Genomic DNA, 24016 nt, shown 5'->3' with positions numbered 1-24016 from the left:
CATGCCCGCCGCCGCACGCACCTACTGGCTCACCGGCCCCTGCCGGATCAGGCGCAAGGACGAATCACTCGTCATCGAACGCGAGTCCGCCGGGAAGGTCCACATCCCGGTCTCCGACGTCCGGGACATCGTCGCCTGCGCCGAAACCGACATCAACACCGCCGTCGTCGCACTCCTCAACCGGCACCGGATCAACGTCCATTTCCTCAGCCACTACGGTGACTACGCCGGATCGCTCCTCACCTCCGACACCAGCACGTCCGGTGAGACCGTCCTCGCGCAAGCCCGGCTCGCCGAAGACCCCGACACCGCGCTCGCGGTCGCCCGCAGCATCGTCGACTCCGCCGCGTTCAACGTCCGCCGCGTCATCGACCGGAAGCTTCTCGCGCGCCCGTACACCGTCCTGCAGAAGAACATCGAAGCCGCTGAAACGCCCGCCCACCTCATGGGTGTTGAAGGAACCTTCCGCCGGTCGGCATGGGAGGTCCTGGACACCAAACTCCCCGAATGGCTCCAACTCGGAGGTCGCAGCCGTCGCCCCCCGAAGAACGCCGGCAACGCGTTCATCAGCTATGTGAACGGCATCATCTACGCCCGAACACTCACGGCCCTGCGCCTGACACCCCTCCACACCGGCATCGCCTTCCTGCACAGCAGCATGGAACGCCAGCGCCACTCCCTGGTCCTCGACGTCTCGGAGATGTTCAAACCGCTGTTCGCCGAACGCCTGCTCCTCAGGATGTCCGCCCGCAACCAGCTCAAGGAGCAACACTTCGACAGCCAAACCAACCAGGCCATGCTCAGCGAGAGCGGCCGAAAGCTGGTCGTCCAGTCCGTCCGCGACGAACTCGCCGTCACCGTGGCCCATCGCTCCCTCGGCCGCCCCGTCGCCTACGACGAGCTCCTCTACCTCGACGCACTCGGACTGACCCGGCGATGCCTCGAAGGCACCCCGTACAAGCCCTTCAGGATCTGGTGGTGAGACAAGCTCCGTGCACGTCATCGTCGTCTACGACACCGCAGCCGAACGAAACCCCCGCATCCTGCGAACATGCCGAAAGTACCTTCACCACGTCCAGCGAAGCGTCTTCCAGGGCCAGCTCAGCCAGGCCCAACTCCGCCGCTTCCAATCCGAGGTCGAGAACCTCCTGGACCTCAGCTACGACAACGTCCTCGTCTACACCTATCCACCCGGAACAACCCCGACCCGCCTCACCTGGGGCGCCGCCGAACCAGCCCCCACCGACATCCTGTAGCCCCGGCCCCACATCAACCCCAAGTTGATCATGCCGAGTTTCAGCGACACGCCGGGCCCAACAACACAACCGACGGTCCGCTGAAGAACCCACCTCCGGCGGCCCCTCTTACCTCCCAGGCACCTGCGGCTTTACCCTGGGGTCCTCATCGCCCCTACGAGGGTTCGCAACGCCCCGGCCCCCAGCGGCTCGCACGGCCCCGAGCGGGAGTCCTCATCGCCCCTACGAGGGTTCGCAACAACTGGAGGACAGCGGTATTGAGCTCACCAACCGGTCCTCATCGCCCCTACGAGGGTTCGCAACGGATCGCCTCGGCGCGCGGGACGGTCCCGGTCAGCCAGGTCCTCATCGCCCCTACGAGGGTTCGCAACAGGCGGCCCGCCGCCACCGCATCGCGCACCACGCGCGTCCTCATCGCCCCTACGAGGGTTCGCAACGAGTGTCGGCCCGCCGCTGGGCGAATCGCCAGCTAGTCCTCATCGCCCCTACGAGGGTTCGCAACACGTGCGGGATCGCGCCCGCGATCTTCTCCAGCGAGGGGACCTCATCGCCCCTACGAGGGTTCGCAACGCGATGCCGCCGAGGTAGGAGTTCGGCCGTCTGGCGACCTCATCGCCCCTACGAGGGTTTGCAACTTGTTGAGGTGCTGGCGCATGACGCTCATCTCCTGGAGGGTCCTCATTGCCCCTACAAGGGTTCGCAACTACCTTCTGTCCACCCCGTGCAGCGTCGCGGCGGTGGTCCTCATCGCCTCTACCCGGGGTGCTATGTGGTGAGGGTGCCCAACGTGTGGTGCGGAAAAGTGATGGGGCGGCGTCGGAGACGGGGATGGGCTGTTCGTGGAGATTGGGGGCCAGTCCTGCCATCCGGGTGTTGGGTGTTCCAGGTCCAGTGAGGTCGCGAGCCAATAGAACAAGCCGATCAGCAATGCGACAAGGAGGAGCGTGCCCCCGCAGCCCAGACTGATCTTTGTTCCTCGCTTCATCTTCCTCGCCCGGATGCCATCTGGCCTGTTCGCCCGAATATGCCGTAGTCGTGTGCGTTGTCGGCCATGTTGAGCTGGCCGTCCTTATCCTGCGTGGCTTGCCCTCAGTTGGCTGGTGAGCGGTGCCTGGCTCTACTCAGGATGGCTTAGACGGGTGTCGTGGGCGTCGTCGAGGTCTTGTGAGGAGCGAACTCCTGCAGGCTCGAAGGGGGCCGCGGTGCCGAACGATGCTGTGGATGGCATCGGTCCAGAGGAAACGTGTCATCGCCGGGGCCGTCGGGTGATCCAGCAGGCGTGTTGCTGCCGGGTGAGACCTATTGGCGGCGGAATCGGCTCGTGGTGGGTGTGTGAGAGAGTGGATCATGCCCTTGGACGCGTATGAACTCAGGACTTCGATCGCTGTTTCCGACATTCAGGAGGCGGTCGCTTTTTATGAAGGCAAACTGGGCCTGCGGCCGCTGAAGTCCGGGCCCAGCGCCCGCATCCCTGGCGGGAGCCGGGTCTACGGTTCTGGTGGCGGGCCGGCGCTGAACGTGTACCAGTCGGTCACTGCCGGGAAGACTTCGGCGACGCTTGCGACGTGGTACGTCGACGACATCGATCAGATCGTGGACGAGCTCGTGTCGTCCGGCGTCGAGATCGTGCGCTACGACCAGTTCGAACACGACGGCAAGGGGATCACGGCACGGGCGGGCGGTGGGCGTATCGCGTGGTTCCAGGACCCGGACGGCAATACCTTCGCCATCGAAGCCGACGTCTGAGCACGGGACATCGGGGCGGCGTTTGCGGGTTCCGCTGTGATCGGTGTGGGCGTCGAGGGCGTGAGAGCGGCCAAGCAAGGAACTTCGCGAGGACGCGCGGTTTGACGGGGTCGGGCTGCGGACGCTGATCGCGGACGGAGGGGGGGCACCGCTGACGAGGTCGAGGCCGTGGCGCGCGAGGCGTTGGACACGTCGAACGCCGAGGTGAACGGCCTGGCGCTGCCTCTGTTCACTTCAGCGCTCGATCACGCTGAGCGCGGCCCGTCTCCGGGGTTTCGCTCTCATCAGGGGCCACGGGCCGGTGGAGCGGGAGATCCCGTTCACCGCGAGCAGGGGGCTCCAGCGCGTCGTCGCTCGGCACGACAGCGATCTGATGGCCCGCTTTCGCGCCGTCGGCCTGGTCACCCTGGGCCTCACGAGCTTGCTGGAGTTGGCGATGGTTGCGGTCGCGGGGACGGTGATGTCGGCGAGGTTCAGCGACGGTGTGGTCGCGTCGGATAGGTGATGGCCGGGGTGTGCCCGACCGCGAGGTCGGTGCGCGCTGCTGTGCGGCGGTGGGCGTGACCAGGTCGGGCCCACCGCCGCCTTGTTACGGCAGTACGAGTGGCGGCCGGTCTGCGACCCGCAGCCACGACCCGTCCGGCTGACGGCGGGCGATCTCGGAGGTCACCTGGCCGTTGGTCAGCGTGGTCGCCGTCAGTGCCAGGTCGCCGTTCACCAGCGCCGGCTGCTGCCTGCCCGGCGAGATGACCGTCGCGGCCGCGACCATCTGCTCGAAGACCTTGCGGATCTCCGCGTGTCCGGTCGCGTGGTTGCCCGGGGGAAACGCCAGCACGGCGTTCGGCTCGTACAACGCCACCATCCCGTCGACGTCGCCCGCATTGGCACGCTCGACGAAGTACTTGCCCAGGTCGTTCGGCTCAGTGGCCACTCTTTTGTCTGTCATGCTGATCAGCCTCCCAACGAATCGCGACATCCTGTGTCGTGTATTCGGGCAGCATCCGTGTCGACCGGCTCGGCTGCCGCTGTCCCAGGGCGATGGGCGCGGACTGGTGCGGGCCGGGTGGACTTGGTCACCAGATGCCGTGGTCTCGGACGTTGCCGTCGAGTCGTTCTCCGATCCATTCGCGGACGGCGGCGAGCACCACGTCCATGGGGCGGGTCGCTGTGGTGATGTCGCCGAGCCCAATGGCGTCGCTCGATTCGAAGACCTGGGCGTAGCGTTCGATCAGCGGCTCGGAGCGGACGGGCGCGTCGGAGTAGAGCACCGCTACCAGGGACGTGACCACGACGGTGGTCTGAATTTTGGCGCGGCCGGCCTCGTGGCGAATGATGAGGACCTTGTACACCTGTTGCCAGGGGACGTGCAGGCTCTGGCCGTCGAGCTGGAGGGTGAATCCTTCAGCGTCCAGAGTCGCCGGGGACGCGGCGGCTGCGCGGCTCTTCGAGCCCCGGACGCCGACCGCCAGGCTGACACCACCCACCGCCGCCCCGATGGCTAGAAGCAGTAACCCCTTGGATGATCCCTTAGTCAGCGATATCACGCCGAATATCAGAGGGACCATGCTGATGGCCGCACCGGCCATTCCGGAGGCATAGTTCTTGCTCGGTCCAGGATTGGGGCCGAGCTTGACACGACTGACGTGAACACCGCTCATGATCATGACCGTACAGCCAGATATGCGGATGAAGCGGTGCCGGGCTTCAGCGGCCGGGGACGTGGGGTTCGACGATCTCGTTGTCGGCGGAGGAGCGGAGGGCGGCTTCGATGACCTCCAGGCCCGCGATGGCGTCCTTCAGGGCGACCGGAGGCGGGGTCTCGCCGCGCAGCGTGCGGACGACGCCGGCATAGAAGTCCTGGTAGGCGCCCGGGTCGGTGGGCTCGCGGCGCGCGTTGCCGGGGGTGCCGAGCAGGCCGTACGACTCCGGCGGGGCCTGGCCCCAGCCGTCCTCCAGCGGGGTGTGGCCGTCGCGCAGGGCGTCCTCTTGGCCGTCCATGCCGTGGACGGTGTAGGCGGCGCGGCCGCCGAGGACGCGGAACCGCGGGCCGAGTTGGGCGGCGGTCGCGCTCATCCACAGGTGGGAGCGGACGCCGCCGGGGTGCGCGAGCGACACGAACGCGTCGTCGACGCTCTCCGCGCCCGGACGCCGGACGTCCAGCTCCGCGTACACGCGCTCCGGACGTCCGAACAGCGCGATGGCCTGGTCGATCAGGTGCGAGCCCAGGTCGTACAGGATGCCGCCGGCGTCCCGCGGGTCCGAGGTCTCCTTCCAGCCCGGCTTCACCTCCGGACGCCACCGCTCGAACCGCGACTCGAAGCGCTGGACGCCGCCGAGCGCGCCGGAGCCCACCAGCCGCCGGACGGTCTGGAAGTCGCCGTCCCAGCGCCGGTTGTGGAAGGGGATCACCGGAAGTCCGCGGACGGCGGCGAGGGCGGCCAGCGAGCGCGCGTCGGCGGCGGTCGCCGCGACCGGTTTGTCCAGCACCACCGGCAGGCCGGTGGTGAGGGCCGTCCGGGCGAGCGGGACGTGCTGCCGGTTCGGGGCGGTCACCACGACCAGGTCGAACTCGCCGTTGGTCTCCCACACCCGGTCCGGGCTGTTCAGGACACGGGCGGCCGGGTAGCGGTCGCGGACGGCGGCCTGTCGCTCGGGGTTGCCGGTGACGACGGCCGACAACTCCAGGCCGGGCACGGAGGAGATCAGCGGCGCGTGGAACACCGCGCCGCCGGTGCCGTATCCGATCAGGGCCACGCGTAGGGACATATTCCGATCATCCCGGATGTCTTCTCGCAGGTCAAAGCCGGGGTGACGCTCCGCGTCCGGCCCTGTGCGGCTCGATCCGCCCCGAAACGCCCATGCAAGCGGACGCTGGGCGAAACGGAGATCACGCGACGCCGTACGCTTATGAGCGATACGGGTGGATCGAAGGGGAATTCAAGCGTGGCCAAACCAGTGATCGTGACGGTGGACGACGATCCGGGCGTGTCCCGGGCGGTGGCCCGGGACCTGCGCCGCCGGTACGCGGAGTCCTACCGGGTGCTGCGGGCCGAGTCGGGGCCGCAGGCGCTGGACGCGCTGCGCGAGCTGAAGCTGCGCGGCGACGACACGGCGGTGCTCGTCGCCGACCATCGGATGCCGGAGATGACGGGGGTGGAGTTCCTCGAGGAGGCGATGGACCTCTACCCGTTCGCGCGCCGTGTCCTGCTGACCGCGTACGCCGACACCGACGCCGCGATCCGCGCGATCAACGTCGTCGACCTCGACCACTACATGCTCAAGCCGTGGGACCCGCCGGAGGAGAAGTTCTACCCGGTGATGGACGCGCAGCTGGAGGCGTGGCGGCGCACCGACCGGCGGCGTCCGAGCGAGCTGCGGGTCGTGGGACACCGCTGGTCGGCGCGGTCCTACGAGGTGCGCGACTTCCTCGCGCGCAACCAGGTGCCCTACACGTGGCTGCTGGACACCTCGCCCGAGGCCGCCGAGCTGCTCAAGGCGGCGGGCGACCCGGAACTGCCGCTGGTCGTGACCGCCGACGGCACCAAGCTCAGCGCGCCCACCGACACCGAGCTGGCCGCCGTGGTCGGGCTGACCACCGCGCCCGGCGCGGACTTCTACGACCTGGTCGTCGTCGGGGGCGGCCCGGCCGGGCTCGGCGCCGCGGTGTACGGGGCGTCCGAGGGGCTGAACACCGTCCTGATCGAGCGGCACGCGTCCGGGGGGCAGGCCGGGCAGAGCTCCAGGATCGAGAACTACCTCGGCTTCCCGGACGGCGTGTCCGGGGCGCAGCTCGCCGACCGGGCCCGCCGCCAGGCCGTCCGGTTCGGCGCCGAGCTGATCACCACCGGCGAGGTCACCGGGATCGCCGCGCACGGCCGGGCCCGCGTCGTGACGCAGGCGGACGGCACGAAGGTCGCCGCGCACGCGGTCATCCTCGCGACCGGCGTCTCCTACCGCCGCCTGGACGCGCCGGGCCTGGAGGACCTGGTCGGACGCGGCGTCTACTACGGCGCGGCGATGGCCGAGACGCCGAGCTGCAAGGGCGAGGAGGTGTACGTCGTCGGTGGCGCGAACTCGGCCGGCCAGTCGGCGGTGAACCTCGCCAAGGACGCCAAGAAGGTGCACATCGTGATCCGCGGCGACAGCCTGGAGAAGTCGATGTCGCACTACCTCATCGAGCAGATCGCCGAGATCGACAACATCGTCGTCCACCCGAACACGGTCGTCACCGAGGGGCGCGGCGTGGACCGGCTCGAGCGGCTCGTCCTGACCGGCCCGGACGGCGAGCGGACCGTCCACACCCACTGGCTGTTCGTGTTCATCGGCGCCGAACCGGGGACGGAGTGGCTGAACGGCGTCGTCGAACGCGACGAGGACGGCTTCATCCTCACCGGCCCTGACCTGGTCGTCGACGGCCGCCGTCCGGCCGACTGGGAACCGAATCGGCAGCCGTACCACCTGGAGACCAGCCTGCCCGGCGTGTTCGCGGCCGGCGACGTCCGCTCCGGCTCGATCAAGCGCGTCGCCTCGGCGGTCGGCGACGGTGCGATGGCCGTCGCGCTCGTCCACCGCTACCTCGAGCAGGCCTGACCGTCACTCCCGCCCCGGTGTGACCACGCGCCGCGCGACTCGAACGCATCCTGTCGCGCGGCCGTGGCGCATCGGGGACGGCATCCTGCCCGTGCTCCGGTTTCAAGATCCTTCAGCCTGGAAATCGTCGCTTACGGACGGTCGTCTCGCCTGACTGTTCGTGTCGCCACTCCAGGTCACGGCCTCACGGGCCCCAGAAGGATGCTGCCGGGGGAATCGAAGATGCGTCTGACGCCGATGCCGGGGCGGGGGCCGCGCGGACGGCTGCTGGCCGTGATCGTGATGATCGCCGGGCTCGCCGGCCTGATGGGCCTGCCGGTCATGGCCTCACCGGCGAGCGCGAGCACCGCGGGTCGCGCCGCGGCCCGGCCGCACCCGCATCGCCACCCGAGCAGGGCCGCGGCCCGGCAGTCACCGCCGCGCGTCACCCTCGGTTGGGGAGCCAACGGCTTCGGGCAGCTGGGCGACGGTGCCACCGGGACCATCAGCACCACCCCCGTCCGGACGGCGCTTCCCGAAGGGGTCACCTTCACCCAGGTCGCCGGCGGTGCGCTCCACACTCTCGGCCGGGCGTCCGACGGGCGGGTCTTCGCCTGGGGCGACAACACCTACGGTCAGCTGGGCGACGGCACCACCACCGCCTCGCCCACCCCCGTCGAGACCCGCCTGCCCGCGGGAGTGACGATCAAGCAGGTCGCCGCGGCCAACTACTACAGTCTCGCCGTGGCCACCGACGGGCGGGTCTTCGCCTGGGGGAACAACTTCTACGGCCAGTTGGGCGACGGCACCACCTTCAACCGGGACACCCCCGTCGAGGTCCACCTGCCCGCGGGAGTGACCATCGAGCAGGTCGCCTGCAACAGCTACTTCAGCTTTGCCCTGAGCACGGACGGCCACGTGTACGCCTGGGGCTGGAACGCCGCCGGGATGCTGGGCGACGGCACGACCACCGACCGCCACACTCCGGTCCGGACGCTGATTCCCGAGGGCGTGACCATCACCCAGATCGCCGCCGGGGAGAGCCATGGTCTCGGCCGGGCCTCCGACGGTCGCGTCTACGCCTGGGGGGCCAATTACAAGGGGGAGATCGGGGACGGCGGCGACCCCACCCAGTTCCACCTCACCCCGGTCACGGTCGCGCTGCCCCAGGGGGTGAGCATCACCAACGTCGCGGCCGGACTGCGCTTCAGCCTCGGCGTGGCTTCCGACGGCCGTGTTTTCGGCTGGGGAAGCAACGTCTTCGGGCAGGTGGGTGACGGCGGAACCACCGACCGCTACACCCCGGTTCAGACGGATATCCCCGCCGGAGTGACCATCATCAGGGTCGCCGCCGGCGCCGACCACGGCCTCGGACTGGCCTCCGACGGACGCGTCTATTCCTGGGGAGGCAACCACAGCGGCCAGTTGGGGGACGGCACCAGGACCAACCGCCTCACCCCGGCCGAGGTCGCGCTCCCCGGCGACGTCGTGAAGGTGACCGCGATCGGCACGGGCGTCAGCTACAGCCTGGTGGTGGCCGAGACCCGCGAAAGCGCCACGACGCTGAAGGCCGAACCCGCCAAGGCCGCCGAAGGCCGGACGGTCACCCTGACCGCTCACGTGACCTGCACCGGCCGCACTCCGAACGGCGCCGTCACCTTCTCCGATGGACGGCGGGGGCTCGGCACCGCCACCGTCCGCGACGGGGTGGCGGCCCTCACCGTCCGGACGCTGGCCGTCGGCCGCCACACCATCACCGCGCACTACAACGGAAACGCCGACTGCCCGCCGTCCAGCGGCAGCACCACCGTCGTCATCCAACGCGCGCACCAGCCTCGCCGGCCCATCGTCCCGGTCACCGGCTGACCGCGACCGAGGCACTTGGGAGCTCCTACGGGATTAGTCGAGGAGGTGGAAGGCGGCGGCGGAGGAGGAGCCGTTGGTGTCGGGGGTGAGGGTGACAAGGCGCTGACGGGGGTTGCCGGGCGCTTCGAAGTTCTCGTAGTTGAGGGCCAGGACGCCCAGCTCGGGATGGCGCAGCCGCTTGGCCCCGGCGGTGCGCAGTTCGACGTCCTGAGTGGCCCACAGGACGCGGAAGTCGGCGCTGTCACGGGTCAGATCGGCGATGAGCGCGGCGAGGCCCGCGTCGGCGGGGTGACGGCCGACGGCCAGCCGAAGCTGCGCGGCGGTTGCGGCCGCCACGTCGGCCCAATCGACGTAGAGGTCCCGCGCTGACGGGACGAGGAAGAGGTGACGGGCCAGGTTCGCGGCGGGCCCGGACACCGCGTCGCCGAGGAGCCGCACGGCCGGCGGGTTGGCGGCCAGGACGTCGAAGCCGTCGGTGATGACCAGGGCGGCGACCCGGTCCATCAGGTCGAGCATGCTCCGGAGCTCGGGACGCACCGCCGGCGTCGCGGAACGGGCGTCGTCCCGTGGCGGGCCGACGAGCGCGACGAGGTGGGCGCGTTCCACGTCGTCGAGCGACAGGACCCGCGCGATGGCGTCGAGGACCTCCTGGGAGGGCCGGTTCGCCCTGCCCTGTTCCAGGCGCTGGTAGTACTCGACGCTGATCCCGGCGAGCTGGGCCAGTTCCTCCCGCCGCAGACCGGGTACTCGACGCCGTCCACCGGCTCGCAGCCCCACCTGCTCCGGACTGACCTTGGCCCGCCGCGACAGTAGGAAATCCCCCAACTCGCCCATGACGGCCATTCTCCCCGAGGTCGCAGGGTGGCCCTGCCAGTACCCGTAACACCGGGGACCTGGGTAGCCATGCTTCCGCCCGGCAGGCTTCTGTTCGAAGGAAACACCTAGAACGGAGCGGACCGTGCGAAAGCCGAGCGAACGCTATGAACAGGGACGAGCCCGGCAGGCGGAGCTGGGCGAGGACGGTGTCCGGGAGCGGGCGTACGACCTGCTCGCCGACATCGCCCCCGACCTGTCCCGGATGGCGGTCGAGTTCGCCTACGGAGACGTCCACTCCCGCCCGGGACTCGACGCCGCCCGCCGCGAACTGGTGATCCTCGGCGTGCTGATCGCCCTCGGCGCGACCGAACCGCAGATCGAAGCCCACCTCGGATCGGCCCTGGCCGCCGGCCTGACGCCGGGGGAACTGGTCGAGGCCGTCATCCAGACCGTGCCCTATGCCGGGTTCCCCCGAACCTTGGCCGCGATGTTCGTCGCCCGTCGCCTCTTCGAGGCCCGAGGGCTCCTGCCGGTCCGCCCCGCCTCCGTCCACACCGACCAAGGAGAATGACATGACTGTTTCCGCACAGGACCGCGCCGACGTCATCGACGCCTGCACCCGGATGATGTGGAGCATCGACGTCCACGACTGGGAGACCTTCCCGAGCGTCTTCGCGCCCGAGGTGACGCTGGACTACACCCGCTTGTGGGGCGGCGAGCCCGACCGCGCCACCCCGCAGGACGTCACCGCTGCCTGGTCGGCGCTGTTCCGTGGCTTCTCGGCCACCCAGCACCTGCTGGCCAACCACCTGGTCGAGGTCGACGGCGACCGGGCCGTCCTCACCGCCGTCTTCCAGGCCACGCACCGCGGCGAGGACCCCTTCGGCGGCCCGCTGTGGACCCTGGGCGGCACCTACCGGTTCGGCCTGGTCCGGATCGACGGCGAGTGGAAGATCGACGAGGTCGAGATGACCCCCACGTGGGCCGAGGGCAACAAGGACGTCGTCGCCGCAGCCCGCGCCGGAAACCACGACTGACAGAGATGATGTAGGCGAGCGCCTTCCGCCCCCACGATCCGTCCGCTGAGCCGGAAGGCTGCTGCGCTGCCCCCACGCCTGACCGCCGGGGGCGCGCAGCGTTGGCGCCGGTCGCCGGCTGTCCAGATCGGGCCTGGCGGTCGACGGCGCCGAACGCCGCACATAGCCTCGGTTCATGGCGAGTGCGAACCCGCAGCGGGTGGCGTTCGACGCCGCCCGTGTGCTCGTGGCAGTCGCCGGAAGTGACCTCTGCTGGTGGATGAGCGGAGAAGTGGGACGCTGCCTCGGGCCGGACTACGAGGCCCGCCTGCTCGAAACACGTCTCCGTCTCCAAGAGGACGACTGACCGAAGTGCCCCAACTCCATGGACTGGGGTCACGAGAAGACAAGGGCGGTCCGGAAACTCCGGACCGCCGCCGCACCGCTACTGTTCGCGCCCTATCGGACGGAGACGTTCGTCGCCTTCTGCGGCGAGTCGTAGTAGTGGTTCTTGTCGCCGTAGTAGATATAGGCGAAAGATGCGTTCTTGTAGAGGCGCAACCGTCCGCTGAAACGGCCCTTGGAGTCGGTCTTGGGACGGGCGAACCACTTCCAGTCCTGGTCGCCCTTGAACTTGATCAGCAGGTACACGCGCTGGCCCTTGAAGGCCACGTACTTGGCGGGCTTCGGGTCGTGCTTGAGCGTGCCGCTGAAGGAGACGTAGCCGCCCTTGCGGACCTTGAGCGGGCTGACCTTCCAGCCGACCACCATCGCGTTGACCCGGGTGTCCCGGACGGACGCGCTGGTCGCGCCCGCGAGCTTGGCGTCGCCCGCGAAGCGGACGCGGAACATGCCGTGGGCGCAGCCGGTGTTCCCCTTGAAGGTGAAGGCGCCGCCCGCCCGGGTGACGGGGGCGTTGACGCCCTTGCGCGGGGCCAGCGTGAACCAGGGCTTGCCCTTGACCGTCGACAGGCACTGCAGGGCCAGTGGCAGGCCGGCGGGCACGGTGGCCCCGGCGGCGGTGAGCTTGCCCGTGACGGTCAGCACCGCCGAGGAGGTGGTGGACGCCTTGAACGTGATCTTCGTGGTGGTCTTGGCGGCGGCGTTCGCGGTCGCGGGGACGGCGGTCGCCAGGGTGGTGGCCGCGACGGCGGCCGTGCTCGCGAGGAGCAGGGACTTGCGCATGGACTTCGCTTTCCTCGGGGATCATCGGGGGGAATGAGGTGCGTGGCGCGCAATGACAGGACGCCGCCGGTCGGGACGGGGTTGCCCCGGAAATGATCACGAAAGCGCAAACGTATCCGCTGTGCCCTCGGCCGCACCTTTGACAGAACTGCCGAGCCCCCGCCAGTACGCGATGTGGCTGCGAACGTTCTGGGCGCGGCGGACGCGGATCCCGTCGTCCTGCTGCACGGCACACCGACGAGATCCAGGGCCGCTACCCCGAGCTCGACCTGCCGGTGCTGGTGCTGGGGCACCGCCGACGCCTGGATTCCGGTCGCCAAGGCCCACGAGCTGGCAGGCCTGATCCCCGGCGCATGGCTTCACCTGGTCGAAGGGGCGGGTCGCCTCGTCCAGGAGGACGCCCCGCCGAACTCACCGCCGCTCTCCTCTCGTTCCTCGGCTCCTGGGGTTCCCGCGGCCTTCCTGGGGAATCTTCGAATACGCTGCTCTGGTTTCGATACAAGGAGTAGTGAAATTTGGATGGTCAAGGAGGACCCATGACGGCCGTCGATCCCGCCGAGCTGCGTCGCCTGTTCCTGTTCGAGGACCTGGACGACGAGAAGGTGGAGTGGCTGGCGAGGTCCGGCCACGAACGGACGTACGCCGCGGGCGAGACCATCTGCGCACAGGGCGAGCCGGCCGAGTTCCTGTTCGTCCTGCTGGACGGGCAGATCGTGATGACGCAGCAGGTCCAGGACCACATCGTGGAGATCAGCCGCACCGCGAAGCCCGGCGTGTACGGCGGCGCGGTGCAGGCCTACATCGGCGACCGGATCGAGCAGCGGTACGCGCACACGTTCCGCGCGCTCCGCACGACGCGCGTCTTCGAGTTGCCCGCCCGCAAGTTCAGCAAGGCCGTCCGCTCCTGGTTTCCGATGGCCATGCACCTGCTGGAGGGCCTGTTCTTCGGGATGAGCAGCGCCCGCCGCCTGGTGGACAACCGGGAGCGGCTGACCGCGCTCGGCACCATCACCGCCGGGCTCACCCACGAGCTGAACAACCCGGCCGCGGCCGCCGCGCGCGCCGCGGCCGAGCTGGGCGACCGGCTCGTCGGGGCGCAGAAGCGCCTCGTCGAGCTGGCCGCGGGCGGCGTCGACTGCGAGCACATCGCCCGGCTGGTCGCGCTGCACGACCGGCTCATCGGCGTCGGACTCTCCCAGCCGCCCCGTGATCCGATCGCGGTCAGCGACGCCGAGGAGGCGCTCGGCGACTGGCTCGACGAGCACGGCGTCGACGACGCCTGGGACCTCGCGCCCGCCCTGGTCGCCGCCGGGATCGGTGTGGACGACGCGGAGCGGGTCGCCGAGATCGCGGGGGACCGGCTGGGCGTCGCGATGGCCTGGCTCACCGAGACGCTCGAGGTCGCGCAGCTGCAGGCGGAGATCTCCGAGGCGACCACCCGGATCACCGACCTGCTCGACTCGGCCCGCCAGTACTCCCAGCTCGACCGGGCCGACTACCAGAGCGTCGACCTGCGCACCCTGATCGACAGCACCCTGACGATGCTGAAGCGCAAGGTGGCGCCGGACGTGCGGGTGAGCACCGACTACGCGTCCGACCTGCCGCCCGTCCCGGTGCACGCGGCCGAGCTGAACCAGGTCTGGACGAACCTGATCGTCAACGCGCTGGACGCCTTGGGCGGCTCGGGCACCCTCACCATCCGGACGTTCCGTGAGAACTGCCAGGCCGTGGTCGAGTTCGCCGACACCGGCGCCGGCATCTCCGAGGAGAACATCGACCGGATCTTCACGCCGTTCTTCACGACCAAGCCCGTCGGCCGCGGCACCGGCCTCGGCCTGGACATCTCCTGGCGCATCGTGGTCGACCGCCACGGCGGCGACATCCAGGTCACCTCGGTCCCGGGCGACACCCGCTTCCAGGTCCGCCTGCCCCTGAAGTCGGCCGCCCCGGTGGACGACTCCGAAGAGGAGGAGTGAGAAGCGAGTCCCGGCGAACGGGACGCCGCCGTCAGTCGTCGTGGCCGAAGGCGAGACGGTAGCCGGGGCCGGAGTCGCGGTACACGTCGCCGTGTCCCCAGCTCAGCACCTCGAACCGGACGTGGACGGACTCCGCGCGCACCCCGGTGAGCTCGGCCATCATCTCCTCCGACAGGTCGACGATGGCCGGGATGTCGTGCTGCTCGATCGCCCAGTCGGCGGGGCCGAAGTCCTCCACGACACCGGTGACGCGGTGCCCGCGATAGGCGATCCGGACACGGGTGCCGAGCGGCCAGTAGGGGCTGGCGACCGTCCGGTAGGACATGCGCGCGCCGCCTGCGGTGGCCGGGTCCCAGAAGGACGTGGCGGTCGCAGTCCCGGACGGTAAGCGCGGCCGCCGCCGAGACGGCGACGCCGACGGTGATGCGGGCGGGCGTGCCGACCGGGACGGACGCGGCGCCCGACGCGGCGCTCGCGTTGCGCCCGCCGACGCGGCCGGTAACGCGGCGGTCCGAGCATGCCTTGTGCGTGACGGCACTCTCTCGGCGGACGGCGGGCCGGACGACTTGGGTGATTGCAGGGCGAACGCGGCGGCGGCCCCACCGATCAGGAACGTCCCGGTGATCGGGACGATCACCAGAGCCGCGACCCGGCCGTGTCGTACGGGCCGCCTGCCGGTCGGGGCCTCGTCCCGCTCGCCGCGTGGCTCGGGCAGGGCGAACTCGGCCAGCAGTGTCGCGAGGTGCTGCTCCATCGCGCGCTCGGAGATGTCGAGCAGTTCGGCGAGCACGGCGTTGCAGTGGCCCGCCACGATCAGCCCGAAGACCTCCGTCTCCCGCGCGGTCAGCGTGGCCTGGTTGTGCCGCAGGATGCGGGACGCTCCCTCCGCGTCGTCGTCCGGCTCGAGGACGTCCGGCTCCTCGGCCCGCAGGATGAGCCTGGTGAGCCGCACCAGCTGGTCCGCCGCCTCCCGGGCCGGTCCGTCCACGCGTCCTCACACTCCCCGAAATCCCGCAATCCGGATACTAAGAGTAATCAGCCATCAACAATGCGGAGTTTAGGGTCTCGGTGCGGGCAACGGAAGGTCCGACAGAGGCAAAGCGTGACGAGAGTGACCACTGGGGTCAGGACGCTGTCGCGCCCGGGCCCGAAGGCGTCCGGACGGCCGGTGGCACAATCGGGCCGTGAGCGACACGAGGCAGACAGGCGAGGCGTCCGGCACGGCGGCATGGCACACCCGGATCGAGCATGTGCGCGGCGACGCGCTGACCGGCGACACCGGGCAGACGTCGGGCATGCGGCGGCTGGAGGCGATCTCCGGCCGGACGGTCGGCGCCGAGCGGCTGTGGATGGGCCGCACGCACGTCGGGCCGGCGACGAACTCCGGCGACCATCACCACGGCGAGGCCGAGACCGCCATCTACGTGGTGTCCGGACATCCGGTGTTCGTCTTCGCCGAGGGCGACCACGAGGTGCGCGTCGAGACCGCGCCGGGCGACTACGTGTTCGTCCCGCCGTACGTCCCGCACCGCGAGGAGAACCCGTCCACCGACGAAGAGGCCGTAGTGGTGATCGCCCGCAGCACCCAGGAGGGCATCGTCGTCAACCTCCCCAGCCTCTGGGCCGACGTCGACCGCCCCGCCGCCGACTGAACGAGCTCCTCCATCAACTGCGCCTCGGACGGAAACTTGCCCTGCGTTGATAGGTCTCGTCCGGGATCCGTAGGAATGTGGGTCCGTCCGGCCGAGGCCGTGCGAGCCTTGCTCAACGGCACAGCGAGCGAGGCCACGCGATGCGGGGAGTCCTGCCATGCTCCAACTCCGGTCGATGACGGTGTTCTTCACCGCGTTCCTGCTGACCACGGCGAGTCTGTGTGCGGTGATGTCGCGCGCGGACGCCGCCATGGCGTTCGGGCATATCGACGCGTCACCGTTCGTCCTGGACCCCTCGGACAGCTTCCAGCGGTACGGGGCGATCGTGTCCCGCATCGAGTCCGCCGGGAAGGTTTCCAAGGCATCGTCACTGGGAGCGGCGATTGACGGACCACAGGACTTCCATCCGACCTGGGGGCTGTGCCACTCCACCGGCATCACTTCTACGCTCAGTCCATCGGGATTCTGCTGGGATCCCGCCGACGACGGCTGGGACACCGCCAACTGGCGTCCCCAAGGGATCAGCGGCTCCTGGGACGCCCAGCCGAACCTGACCTGGAGCGGTCGCAGAATCGCCGTGGTCAGCTGGCACGGCATCCAGAGCCGCGACGACTTCGCCCGCCTGACCTTCGTCGACTACACCGACACGACCCATCTGAAGTACCGGGACGTGCTCCTGGTCGTCCCCAAGGCCGTCAACGGGACGGACGACTTCACCGCCTTCGACTGGAACCACGCCGACGGGGTGGTGTGGTACGGCAACACACTGCTGGTCGCCAACGGCGGCAGGCTGCATGCGTTCAGCCTCAACCACCTGTGGACGATGACCCGCTCGCAAGAGGAGATCGGCCTGGGCGCGGACGGCAGCCAGGCGCCCAGCGCGAGGTGGCACCGGTACGCGTTGCCCGAAGTCGGCGAGTACTACCCGGGCTACGCGCCGTCCGACGGCGCCTACATCGCCTGCACCGTCAAGACCGGCGCTCGTCCGTGCCTGAACTCCCTCAGCCTCGACCGTCGCGGCGCCGCCCGCGACTCCATGGTGTCGGCCGAGTACGTCAGCGACGACTCCGCCGGCGGGCGGGCCATCCGCTGGCCCATGGACTACACCACGGCCCTTCCTCTGCTCGGCGCGGACAGCAAGGTGCACGCCGACGAAGCGTTCACCTCCCCGATCTGGCACATGCAGGGCGCGGCCAGCGACGGCACCGACTGGTACCTGTCAGGAACGTGCGCGTCCGGCTCGGGAACCTGCGTCCACAAGGCGGTCCCAGACCAGGCTCCCAAGCAGTCGACGCAGGTGACCGGCGGCCTGGAGAACCTGTCGTACCAGCCTTCCTACAACGGCTCCACCCCTGCGCTGTGGGGCCTGAACGAAGGCGACAACCGCTTCGTCTTCCATATCAACGTCCCCTAGCCAGGCGACCGCCGAGACGGAGCAGGCCAGGTCTTTTGAGGCGTGGCCTGCTCCTCGCCGCGTGGGACGGCGGCGGACGGGACGATCCGGCGGAAGGCGCTGTGTCCGGTGCGCTGTGACCGGAGCTCCTCGGGTCAGGCGATTGCGGGGTCTGCCGTGTGTTCCTACCCCGGTTTCGACGTTGGAGCGCCGAGGATGCGGTCCACGTCGTGGAGATGATGGTGGGCGTCGTGAGCGTTGTTCCGCGCGACGTCCTCAGCTCGCTGCGGGCCGCGAGTGGCGTGCTGCAGCACGACCTTGACCGTCAAGGCTTCATCCACGGTTTCGGTCCATGCCCGCGATGCCCAGGTCAGAGACCAGAGCGCAGCCGGCAGCGCGATGTCGTCGTAACCGCGTGCCGCGGCCAGTAGATCCGGATCGTAACCAGGTACCCCCGTGGCGCCGCCCTCGGAGGCGCCTCTCAGGCGCTCCGCCCAGGTCCGCAGGTTGTCGGCCACGTGACTGACGTAGGCCGAGGAGCTCCAGTCGAGCTGAGGATGCCGTTCACGGCCCGTCGCATCCTGAAGCCGTTCCGCGAACTGTGCTGGGACGTCCCGCACCAGCGCTACCGCCTGTTCAGGCGTCAAGCCCCAATCAAAACCACAAGTACGGCAGGGGTCTCCGTACAGGGTCGCACCCCATTTCTCCATGGACCTTGACAGTAGCAATCGCCCGATCGGAACGAGGCAGGGCGCGACGGCCGCCGGTGGTGGGCCTGCTCCACCAGCATGACGGTGAACCGAGCGGCACGCGACCAACTCAAGGCTGGGCCGTCCGGGCTCCTCGCCCCGACCTGTGCGGGATGGGGGGAGGACTTCCGGTCAGTAGCTCTGGAGTTCGAGGAGGTTGCCGTCGGGGTCGCGGAGGTGGGCTGAGCGCAGGTTCGGGCCCCATTCGGGGCGGTCGGCGGGGGCGGCGGCGATCGTGGCGCCGAAGGTTTCGAGGGTTCTGGTCGCGGCGTCCACGTTGTCCACCTTGAAGACCAGCATGGAGTGGTCCTGGCCGGACGTCGCGGGGTGGTCGGACGTTCCGGTGACGGCGGCGATGGCGGCGCGTCCGAAGAGGGACAGGACGGCCTCGCCGTTCAGGTCCCAGTTCGCGTACGAGGCCGCGGGCAGGATCTTCACCGGCTCGATGCCGAGCAGTTCGCGGAGTGCGGCGGTGTAGAAGCGCGCGCATGCGTCGAAGTCGTCCACCAAGAGTCGGGGGTAGAGGGCGTCCATGGTGTCTCCTATCCGTTGGTGGTCACCAATGATTGGACGGCACCTACTATATGGACATGGATCGAGTCGCGCGTCGCACCCCGCCCCGGATGCTGGGCGTCACCACCTACGCCCTTGCCCGCGCCGGACGCCTCGGGCGCGCGCGGATGGCCCGCATGATGGGCGAGCACGCGCTCGGGCTCTGGCATTTCGCCGTGTTGTCCGCATTGGACGACGTCGTCGACCCGCCGTCCCAGCGGGACCTCGGCGCGCGCCTCGGCATCGATCCCAGCGACCTGGTGGACGTCGTCGGCGCGCTGGAGGAGCGCGGCCTGCTGCGCCGCGACCGCGACCCGTCCGACCGCCGCCGCTACGTCGTCGCCCTCACCGCCGAGGGCCGGACGGAACTGGACGCCGTCGCCGAACGCGCCGTCGAACTGGACGCCGAACTGCTCGCGCCGCTCGATCCGTCCGAACGAGCCGCGTTCGCCGGCATGCTCCGCCGCGTCCTCGACCACCAGGAGAACCTCGCGGCGCGCGGAGAGGGCTGAGGCATGCGGAAGGGCCCGGTTCGGCGGACGTCCACCGGAACCGGGCCCACGGGGAAGCCGTCAGTCGAACAGGTCCGGCTGCTCGCGGACGATCTGGTCGTGCAGCGGCTGGTAGTTGATCCAGGCGACCAGGTCGTTACCGATCTGGTCGTGGGTCAGCCTCGCGTTCTCCTCGCTGATGTGGACGACCTGCCCGGCGGCCTTCGCGAGCAGCTGCACCTGGCACGACCGCTCCATGGTGATGAACCACCAGGCGGCGGCGTCCACCGAGTCGCCGACGGTCAGCAGGCCGTGGTTGCGGAGGATGACGGCCTTGTGGGAGCCGAGGGCGGCGGCGATCCGCTTGCCCTCCTCGGTGTCGGTGACGACGCCGGTGTAGTCGTCGAACAGGCCGTGGTCCTCGTAGAACGCGCAGACGTCCTGCGTGATCGGCTCGAGTTTCTGGCCGAGCGCCGAGACCGCGCGGCCGTGCGTGGAGTGGCTGTGCGCGGCGGCCACCACGTCCGGACGAGCCTGGTGGACCTGCGAGTGGATCGCGAACGCCGCCTCGTTCACCGGGTAGCGGCCCTCCACCACCTGGCCCTGGTGGTTCACCAGGATCAGGTCGCTGACCTTGATGTGCTTGAAGGACATCCCGAACGGGTTGACCCAGAAGTGGTCGGTCAGCTCGGGGTCGCGGGCGGTGATGTGCCCGGCCACGCCCTCCTCGAAGCCGAACTTGCCGAAGATCCGCAGCGCCGCGGTCAGCCGCTCCTTGCGGTGCCGCCGCTCCTCCTCGACGGTCGCGAAGGTCTCCGGCAGGCGGAAGATCAGGTCCTTCGCCGGGAGCATCTTCTCCAGGAACTCTTCGTCGGCGGCCATCGGCGTCTCCTCGGGGTCGGAATACCTCTACGAAAGCGCACCCTTACGGGGTTCGCCTAGCCCGGCACGGCCCAATCCGGACCGGGGACGTTGTCCATCACGGACAATGGGAGCGTGGACGACTCCGACCGCTACCTGCGGCTCCTGCTGGACGGCACGGCCGACCCCGGTCTGCTGGACGCGACGGTGCTCGCCGCGCGGGCCCGTTCCGCGCAGGTCGGCGAGCTGCCCGAGGCGGAGGTCCGGCGGCACGTCCGGGCGCTGATCGAGGGCGTGCTGACCAGCCTCGCCGGGGGAGGGGAGGCCGATCCGGCCGCGCTGGAGGCCGCCGGGCGGCTCGGCTCCGACCGGGCCCGGCAGGGCGTCCCGGTCGCGGCCCTCCTGGACGGCTTCCAGGCCGGACGTGAGTACCTCGTCCGCCGTCTCACCACGGAGGGACGCCGCCAGGGCGTCCCCGACGGCGTCCTGCTGGACGGCCTGACCGCGATCGACGGCGTGACGACCGCGCTCGTCCACCGGATGGTGCACGCGCACCGCACCGCCGAGCTGGAGATGGCGCAGACCACCCGCGAGGGCCAGGCCCAGCTGCTGCGGCGCCTGCTGCACGGCGAGCCCACCCCGCATCCGGCGCCCCTGGACGCCGCGACCGCCTACCACTGCGTCGTGTCCGACGTGAGCGACCCGTCCGTCGCGTCCCGGCTGGAGGGCGCGCTCACCGGGGCGGGGCCCGGCCTGTCCGCGCTGGTGGACGGCCGGATGGTCGCCCTCGTCGCCCGCCTCCCCGACCTGCCCGCGGACGTCCCGCTGATGGTGGCAGCGCCGCCGCGCCGTCCGGCCGACCTCGCGCCCCTGTACGCGCTTGCCCGCCGGGCCCTCGCCGCCGGCACGCATGCCGGGCTCACCGGCTTGTGGCGGCTCGGCGACCTCGCCCTGCTGACCGCCACCGACGGCGAACCCGACCTCGGCCGCCTCCTCGCCGACAGCCTCCTCGGCGCGCTCGCCCCCGGTGACTCCTTCCACCGTGAACTCGCCGAGACCGCCCTCGCCTACCTCGACCACGGCGCCCGCATCGAGCCGGCCGCCGCCGCCCTCCACGTCCACGGCAACACGGTCAAGTACCGCCTCCGCCGCCTGCGCGACCTCACCGGACGGCCCCTGGCCGCCGCGTCCGTCGCCGACACCGCCCACTGGTGGTGGGCCCTCCGCACCTGGCTGGACGCCGCAGGCCCGGCCCGCTAGGGAAAACTGTGCCGAGGCACCCGCGGCTTGCGCGTCGACCGGCTTGCGGGTGGCGTCACCAGCTGAGTCGGGCGGCGACCGGCAGGTGGTCGCTGCCGGTCGCCGACAGCACCCGCGCGCTCATCGGCTTGACGCCGCGGACCAGGATCTGGTCGATCCGCACCATCGGGAACGCCGCCGGCCAGGTGAAGCCGAAGCCGTCCCCGGCCGCGTCCTGGACGGAACGCAGCCGTGAGGTGAGGCTTGCGAACGCGCGGTCGGCCGTGGTGCCGTTCAGGTCTCCGAGCAGCACCACTCGCGTGTTCCGCTCGGCGGCGATGGCCTTGCCCATCTCCTGGGCGTTCCTGTTTCGAGTGGTCGTGTAGAAGCCCCCTCTGGGGTTCACGCGTGCGGACCCCAGATGGGCCACATACACCGCCAGCGGTCCGTGGTCGGTGGCGACCGTGGCGCGCAGCGCCCGGTTGGAGGCCGACTTGAGTGCGGCCGGCTTGGCGGCCGCCAGCGGTCCGAAGTCCAACGCGATGTCGACGGGGTGAGTGTCCGACAGTGGGAGTTTGCTCCACAGCCCGACCGTGCCCAGCACCGTGTGGTGGGGGTAGGTTTTCGCCAGCTCGTTCTCGTAGGCACCTGTGACCTGAGGGGTCAGCTCCTCCAGCGCCAGCACGTCCGCGCCGGAGGCGGCCAGATCGCGGGCGGTGCCGACCGGATCATGGTTTCCGGCGTCGACGTTGTGGCTGACCACCATGAGGTCGCCGCCCGGATGGGATCTGTCACCGAGCGTGCCGCCGAAGAGGCTCAGCCACACCACGACCGGCACCAGCAGCGCGGTCAGTGCGGAGAAGGAGCGGCGCCAGAGCGCCCCGGCCAGCAGCAGCGGGACGAACACGCCGAACCATGGCAGGAAGGTCTCCGTCAGGCTGCCGAGGTGCCAGATCTGGTTCGGGATCTCAGCGTGCAGCAGCATGATCAGGCCGAGCAGCACCGCCGATGCCGCGAACACCGGGCCGCGCTTCCAGGACCACGCCCGGAAGTCGATGCGGATCGTCCGGCGGAGGCGCGCGAGCCGGGTGCCGGAACCGATGTCGGAAGCGGTGTCGTTCCGGGGGGCGGCGCCGTCCTGCATGGTCTCCGCCGTGCCCACCACGGACGTCGATGGTTCACGCGTACTGTCGGTCACTTCAGCCTCGGGTCCTGGGGGCGTCGAACATGGGCGGACGGCCGGAACGAAGGCGGGGCGCGCTGCTCGCCGACGACGGGATTCCGGACTTGCCGCCAGCTAAGACCGCGCGGCGTCGCGGGAGCGTATGGGGTTTTCAATATGCCGGCGATATGCCCCGGCTTTTAGGATTGGCCAGGTGCGTGTGTTGATCGCCGAGGCCGAACCTTCTCCGGCAGAGGCCGTCCAGGCCGGCCTGCTCCTGCCAGGCGGAGGCCGGACTCGCGGGAGGAGACCGTGGACCGAGCCCCTGGACTGAGCGTTCGCCTCAAGCTCACCCTCAGCTACGCCGGATTCCTCATGCTCGCGGGCGCCCTGCTGCTCGTCGCGGTATGGGTCTTCCTGCTGAAGTACGTGCCCAACCGCGCGCTCATCATCCCCGGCTCGAGCGACATCACCCACGGTGTCTTTCCCGTCCGGGCCAACCTCCTGCGCGTCTTCGCTCCGAGGGCGGCCGCGATGATGGCGCTCCTGCTGCTGTTCGGCCTCGGGGGAGGGTGGATCCTGGCGGGCCGGATGCTCGCCCCCCTGACCCGCATCACCGGCGCGACCCGCCTGGCCTCGACCGGATCGCTCTCCCATCGCATCCGCCTCGCGGGCCGCAAGGACGAGTTCCGGGAGCTCGCCGACGCCTTCGACACCATGCTCGCCCGGCTCGAAGCGCACGTCGGCGAACAGCAGCGGTTCGCGGCCAACGCCTCGCACGAGCTGCGCACCCCGCTGGCGATCTCGAAGACGCTGCTCGACGTGGCCCGCACCGATCCGGACCACGACTCCGGTGAACTCGTCGACCGCCTTCAGGCCGTCAACACGCGAGCCATCGATCTCACCGAGGCATTGCTCCTGCTCAGCCGCGCCGAGCAGCGATCCTTCACCCCCGAGGACGTCGATCTGTCCCTGCTGGCGGAAGAGGTCACCGAAACACTCCTGCCGCTCGCGGAAAGGCGCGGCGTCACCCTGGAGACCCGCGGCGACGCCTGCCTTGCGAGCGGATCGCGCGCGCTCCTCCTGCAGCTGACCACCAACCTCGTGCAGAACGCGATCGTTCACAATCTGCTCGAGGGGGGTGCCGTGTCAGTGACCACCGGCGTCCGCCCCGGCGGCGTGGTGCTCACGGTCGAGAACACCGGCGAGACGATCTCCCCGCAGCTGGCCTCGACGCTCACCGAACCCTTCCGGCGCGGCACCGAACGCGTCCACCGGGACCACGCGGGCGTCGGCCTCGGCCTGGCGATCGTCAAGTCCATCACCCGCGCGCACGACGGGACGCTCACCCTCACCCCCCGCTCCGGCGGCGGGGTCCGCGTCACCGTGGAACTGCCCGCGACGTCCCCACGAACGGATCCCGGCAGCACGCCACCTGGCTGGCGGGACGGCGGCGACGAATCCGTTCGGCGCGGATGATGAGATGG

General features: G+C 70.0%; 25 protein-coding genes and 1 CRISPR repeat array. Of the genes, 15 read left to right on the top strand and 10 right to left on the bottom strand.

What is annotated here, in order from left to right; genetic code table 11:
• Position 1: 1 nt before the first annotated feature.
• The 4 genes from cas1 (at position 2) to AB0L06_RS35920 (ending at position 3507) form a co-directional block, all read left to right on the top strand.
• A complete protein-coding gene (cas1, locus tag AB0L06_RS35935) occupies positions 2-982 on the top strand; it encodes a CRISPR-associated endonuclease Cas1 (RefSeq protein WP_500235643.1) in 981 nt (326 codons plus the stop codon).
• 10 nt (positions 983-992) lie between these two features.
• Complete coding sequence (cas2, locus tag AB0L06_RS35930; RefSeq protein ID WP_500235642.1) at positions 993-1256, top strand: CRISPR-associated endonuclease Cas2; 264 nt, start codon at positions 993-995, stop codon at positions 1254-1256.
• Between the two features lie 141 nt (positions 1257-1397).
• Positions 1398-1960: a CRISPR direct-repeat array (repeat unit 30 nt; unit sequence GTCCTCATCGCCCCTACGAGGGTTCGCAAC).
• 649 nt (positions 1961-2609) lie between these two features.
• Positions 2610-3002 carry a VOC family protein gene (locus AB0L06_RS35925; protein WP_500235641.1) on the top strand — a complete coding sequence of 131 codons (393 nt, stop codon included), beginning with the start codon at positions 2610-2612 and terminating at the stop codon, positions 3000-3002.
• Between the two features lie 301 nt (positions 3003-3303).
• Positions 3304-3507: a hypothetical protein gene (locus AB0L06_RS35920; RefSeq protein WP_500235640.1), complete on the top strand. Its 204-nt coding sequence runs from the start codon at positions 3304-3306 to the stop codon at positions 3505-3507.
• Between the two features lie 84 nt (positions 3508-3591).
• Here the strand turns inward: AB0L06_RS35920 and AB0L06_RS35915 are convergent, their stop codons facing one another.
• The 3 genes from AB0L06_RS35915 to AB0L06_RS35905 all read right to left on the bottom strand — a co-directional run bounded on the left by AB0L06_RS35915 (position 3592) and on the right by AB0L06_RS35905 (position 5768).
• Positions 3592-3948, bottom strand: coding sequence for a YybH family protein (locus AB0L06_RS35915; RefSeq protein ID WP_500235639.1), 357 nt, complete (start codon positions 3946-3948; stop codon positions 3592-3594).
• Positions 3949-4075: 127 nt separating this feature from the next.
• Entirely contained in the window at positions 4076-4660 is a 585-nt protein-coding gene (locus AB0L06_RS35910) for a hypothetical protein (RefSeq protein ID WP_500235638.1), read from the bottom strand.
• Positions 4661-4706: 46 nt separating this feature from the next.
• Positions 4707-5768, bottom strand: coding sequence for a Gfo/Idh/MocA family protein (locus AB0L06_RS35905; protein ID WP_500235637.1), 1062 nt, complete (start codon positions 5766-5768; stop codon positions 4707-4709).
• A gap of 177 nt (positions 5769-5945) precedes the next feature.
• Here AB0L06_RS35905 and AB0L06_RS35900 point away from each other — a divergent pair, with 177 nt between their 5' ends.
• Both AB0L06_RS35900 and AB0L06_RS35895 read left to right on the top strand, forming a co-directional pair.
• Complete coding sequence (locus tag AB0L06_RS35900; protein WP_500235636.1) at positions 5946-7592, top strand: NAD(P)/FAD-dependent oxidoreductase; 1647 nt, start codon at positions 5946-5948, stop codon at positions 7590-7592.
• A gap of 222 nt (positions 7593-7814) precedes the next feature.
• Positions 7815-9437, top strand: a complete 1623-nt coding sequence (locus tag AB0L06_RS35895; RefSeq protein WP_500235635.1) for an RCC1 domain-containing protein — start codon at positions 7815-7817, stop codon at positions 9435-9437.
• 33 nt (positions 9438-9470) lie between these two features.
• On the opposite strand, the gene AB0L06_RS35890 is transcribed toward AB0L06_RS35895, so the two are convergent.
• Positions 9471-10271 (bottom strand): helix-turn-helix domain-containing protein, encoded by an 801-nt coding sequence (locus AB0L06_RS35890; RefSeq protein WP_500235634.1) that lies wholly within the window; start codon positions 10269-10271, stop codon positions 9471-9473.
• 124 nt (positions 10272-10395) lie between these two features.
• Here AB0L06_RS35890 and AB0L06_RS35885 point away from each other — a divergent pair, with 124 nt between their 5' ends.
• From AB0L06_RS35885 to AB0L06_RS35875, 3 genes are all read left to right on the top strand, one after another.
• Positions 10396-10824: a carboxymuconolactone decarboxylase family protein gene (locus AB0L06_RS35885; RefSeq protein ID WP_500235633.1), complete on the top strand. Its 429-nt coding sequence runs from the start codon at positions 10396-10398 to the stop codon at positions 10822-10824.
• A gap of 1 nt (position 10825) precedes the next feature.
• Positions 10826-11290 (top strand): nuclear transport factor 2 family protein, encoded by a 465-nt coding sequence (locus tag AB0L06_RS35880; protein ID WP_500235632.1) that lies wholly within the window; start codon positions 10826-10828, stop codon positions 11288-11290.
• Positions 11291-11465: 175 nt separating this feature from the next.
• Complete coding sequence (locus AB0L06_RS35875) at positions 11466-11636, top strand: hypothetical protein (RefSeq protein ID WP_500235631.1); 171 nt, start codon at positions 11466-11468, stop codon at positions 11634-11636.
• A gap of 92 nt (positions 11637-11728) precedes the next feature.
• Here the strand turns inward: AB0L06_RS35875 and AB0L06_RS35870 are convergent, their stop codons facing one another.
• On the bottom strand, positions 11729-12454 hold the full coding sequence (locus tag AB0L06_RS35870) for a hypothetical protein (RefSeq protein WP_500235630.1): 726 nt from the start codon (positions 12452-12454) through the stop codon (positions 11729-11731).
• 536 nt (positions 12455-12990) lie between these two features.
• Between AB0L06_RS35870 and AB0L06_RS35865 the strand changes: the two genes are divergently transcribed.
• Positions 12991-14430, top strand: coding sequence for an ATP-binding protein (locus tag AB0L06_RS35865; RefSeq protein WP_500235629.1), 1440 nt, complete (start codon positions 12991-12993; stop codon positions 14428-14430).
• Between the two features lie 31 nt (positions 14431-14461).
• On the opposite strand, the gene AB0L06_RS35860 is transcribed toward AB0L06_RS35865, so the two are convergent.
• Positions 14462-15418 (bottom strand): LuxR C-terminal-related transcriptional regulator, encoded by a 957-nt coding sequence (locus tag AB0L06_RS35860; protein ID WP_500235628.1) that lies wholly within the window; start codon positions 15416-15418, stop codon positions 14462-14464.
• Between the two features lie 196 nt (positions 15419-15614).
• Between AB0L06_RS35860 and AB0L06_RS35855 the strand changes: the two genes are divergently transcribed.
• Entirely contained in the window at positions 15615-16082 is a 468-nt protein-coding gene (locus tag AB0L06_RS35855; RefSeq protein WP_500235627.1) for a cupin domain-containing protein, read from the top strand.
• A 157-nt stretch (positions 16083-16239) separates the two neighbouring features.
• A complete protein-coding gene (locus tag AB0L06_RS35850; RefSeq protein WP_500235626.1) occupies positions 16240-17496 on the top strand; it encodes a hypothetical protein in 1257 nt (418 codons plus the stop codon).
• Positions 17497-17660: 164 nt separating this feature from the next.
• Here the strand turns inward: AB0L06_RS35850 and AB0L06_RS35845 are convergent, their stop codons facing one another.
• Positions 17661-18122, bottom strand: coding sequence for a hypothetical protein (locus AB0L06_RS35845; RefSeq protein WP_500235625.1), 462 nt, complete (start codon positions 18120-18122; stop codon positions 17661-17663).
• Between the two features lie 234 nt (positions 18123-18356).
• Entirely contained in the window at positions 18357-18758 is a 402-nt protein-coding gene (locus tag AB0L06_RS35840; protein ID WP_500235624.1) for a VOC family protein, read from the bottom strand.
• 56 nt (positions 18759-18814) lie between these two features.
• Between AB0L06_RS35840 and AB0L06_RS35835 the strand changes: the two genes are divergently transcribed.
• Positions 18815-19288 (top strand): MarR family winged helix-turn-helix transcriptional regulator, encoded by a 474-nt coding sequence (locus AB0L06_RS35835; protein WP_500235623.1) that lies wholly within the window; start codon positions 18815-18817, stop codon positions 19286-19288.
• Between the two features lie 60 nt (positions 19289-19348).
• Here the strand turns inward: AB0L06_RS35835 and AB0L06_RS35830 are convergent, their stop codons facing one another.
• On the bottom strand, positions 19349-20149 hold the full coding sequence (locus tag AB0L06_RS35830) for a class II aldolase/adducin family protein (protein ID WP_500235622.1): 801 nt from the start codon (positions 20147-20149) through the stop codon (positions 19349-19351).
• Positions 20150-20263: 114 nt separating this feature from the next.
• Here AB0L06_RS35830 and AB0L06_RS35825 point away from each other — a divergent pair, with 114 nt between their 5' ends.
• Positions 20264-21388 carry an RsbRD N-terminal domain-containing protein gene (locus AB0L06_RS35825; RefSeq protein ID WP_500235621.1) on the top strand — a complete coding sequence of 375 codons (1125 nt, stop codon included), beginning with the start codon at positions 20264-20266 and terminating at the stop codon, positions 21386-21388.
• Between the two features lie 55 nt (positions 21389-21443).
• On the opposite strand, the gene AB0L06_RS35820 is transcribed toward AB0L06_RS35825, so the two are convergent.
• Positions 21444-22532: an endonuclease/exonuclease/phosphatase family protein gene (locus AB0L06_RS35820; RefSeq protein WP_500235620.1), complete on the bottom strand. Its 1089-nt coding sequence runs from the start codon at positions 22530-22532 to the stop codon at positions 21444-21446.
• Positions 22533-22841: 309 nt separating this feature from the next.
• Here AB0L06_RS35820 and AB0L06_RS35815 point away from each other — a divergent pair, with 309 nt between their 5' ends.
• On the top strand, positions 22842-24008 hold the full coding sequence (locus tag AB0L06_RS35815; protein ID WP_500235619.1) for a sensor histidine kinase: 1167 nt from the start codon (positions 22842-22844) through the stop codon (positions 24006-24008).
• Positions 24009-24016 lie beyond the last annotated feature (8 nt).

It is taken from the genome of Spirillospora sp. NPDC052269, from assembly GCF_040679435.1.
In the GTDB taxonomy this organism is placed as follows: domain Bacteria; phylum Actinomycetota; class Actinomycetes; order Streptosporangiales; family Streptosporangiaceae; genus Spirillospora.
The sequence above is the reverse complement of the archived record's forward strand: the minus strand, read 5'-3'. Positions and strand labels throughout refer to the sequence as shown.

Excerpts from the sequence above, each read along its gene's own strand:
- cas1 (WP_500235643.1), top strand. The coding sequence starts at position 2 with ATGCCCGCCGCCGCACGCACCTACTGGCTCACCGGCCCCTGCCGGATC.
- AB0L06_RS35915 (WP_500235639.1), bottom strand. The coding sequence starts at position 3,948 with ATGACAGACAAAAGAGTGGCCACTGAGCCGAACGACCTGGGCAAGTAC.
- AB0L06_RS35910 (WP_500235638.1), bottom strand. The coding sequence starts at position 4,660 with ATGAGCGGTGTTCACGTCAGTCGTGTCAAGCTCGGCCCCAATCCTGGA.
- AB0L06_RS35905 (WP_500235637.1), bottom strand. The coding sequence starts at position 5,768 with ATGTCCCTACGCGTGGCCCTGATCGGATACGGCACCGGCGGCGCGGTG.
- AB0L06_RS35895 (WP_500235635.1), top strand. The coding sequence starts at position 7,815 with ATGCGTCTGACGCCGATGCCGGGGCGGGGGCCGCGCGGACGGCTGCTG.
- AB0L06_RS35890 (WP_500235634.1), bottom strand. The coding sequence starts at position 10,271 with ATGGGCGAGTTGGGGGATTTCCTACTGTCGCGGCGGGCCAAGGTCAGT.
- AB0L06_RS35880 (WP_500235632.1), top strand. The coding sequence starts at position 10,826 with ATGACTGTTTCCGCACAGGACCGCGCCGACGTCATCGACGCCTGCACC.
- AB0L06_RS35875 (WP_500235631.1), top strand. The coding sequence starts at position 11,466 with ATGGCGAGTGCGAACCCGCAGCGGGTGGCGTTCGACGCCGCCCGTGTG.
- AB0L06_RS35870 (WP_500235630.1), bottom strand. The coding sequence starts at position 12,454 with ATGCGCAAGTCCCTGCTCCTCGCGAGCACGGCCGCCGTCGCGGCCACC.
- AB0L06_RS35865 (WP_500235629.1), top strand. The coding sequence starts at position 12,991 with ATGACGGCCGTCGATCCCGCCGAGCTGCGTCGCCTGTTCCTGTTCGAG.
- AB0L06_RS35850 (WP_500235626.1), top strand. The coding sequence starts at position 16,240 with ATGCTCCAACTCCGGTCGATGACGGTGTTCTTCACCGCGTTCCTGCTG.
- AB0L06_RS35840 (WP_500235624.1), bottom strand. The coding sequence starts at position 18,758 with ATGGACGCCCTCTACCCCCGACTCTTGGTGGACGACTTCGACGCATGC.
- AB0L06_RS35835 (WP_500235623.1), top strand. The coding sequence starts at position 18,815 with ATGGATCGAGTCGCGCGTCGCACCCCGCCCCGGATGCTGGGCGTCACC.
- AB0L06_RS35830 (WP_500235622.1), bottom strand. The coding sequence starts at position 20,149 with ATGGCCGCCGACGAAGAGTTCCTGGAGAAGATGCTCCCGGCGAAGGAC.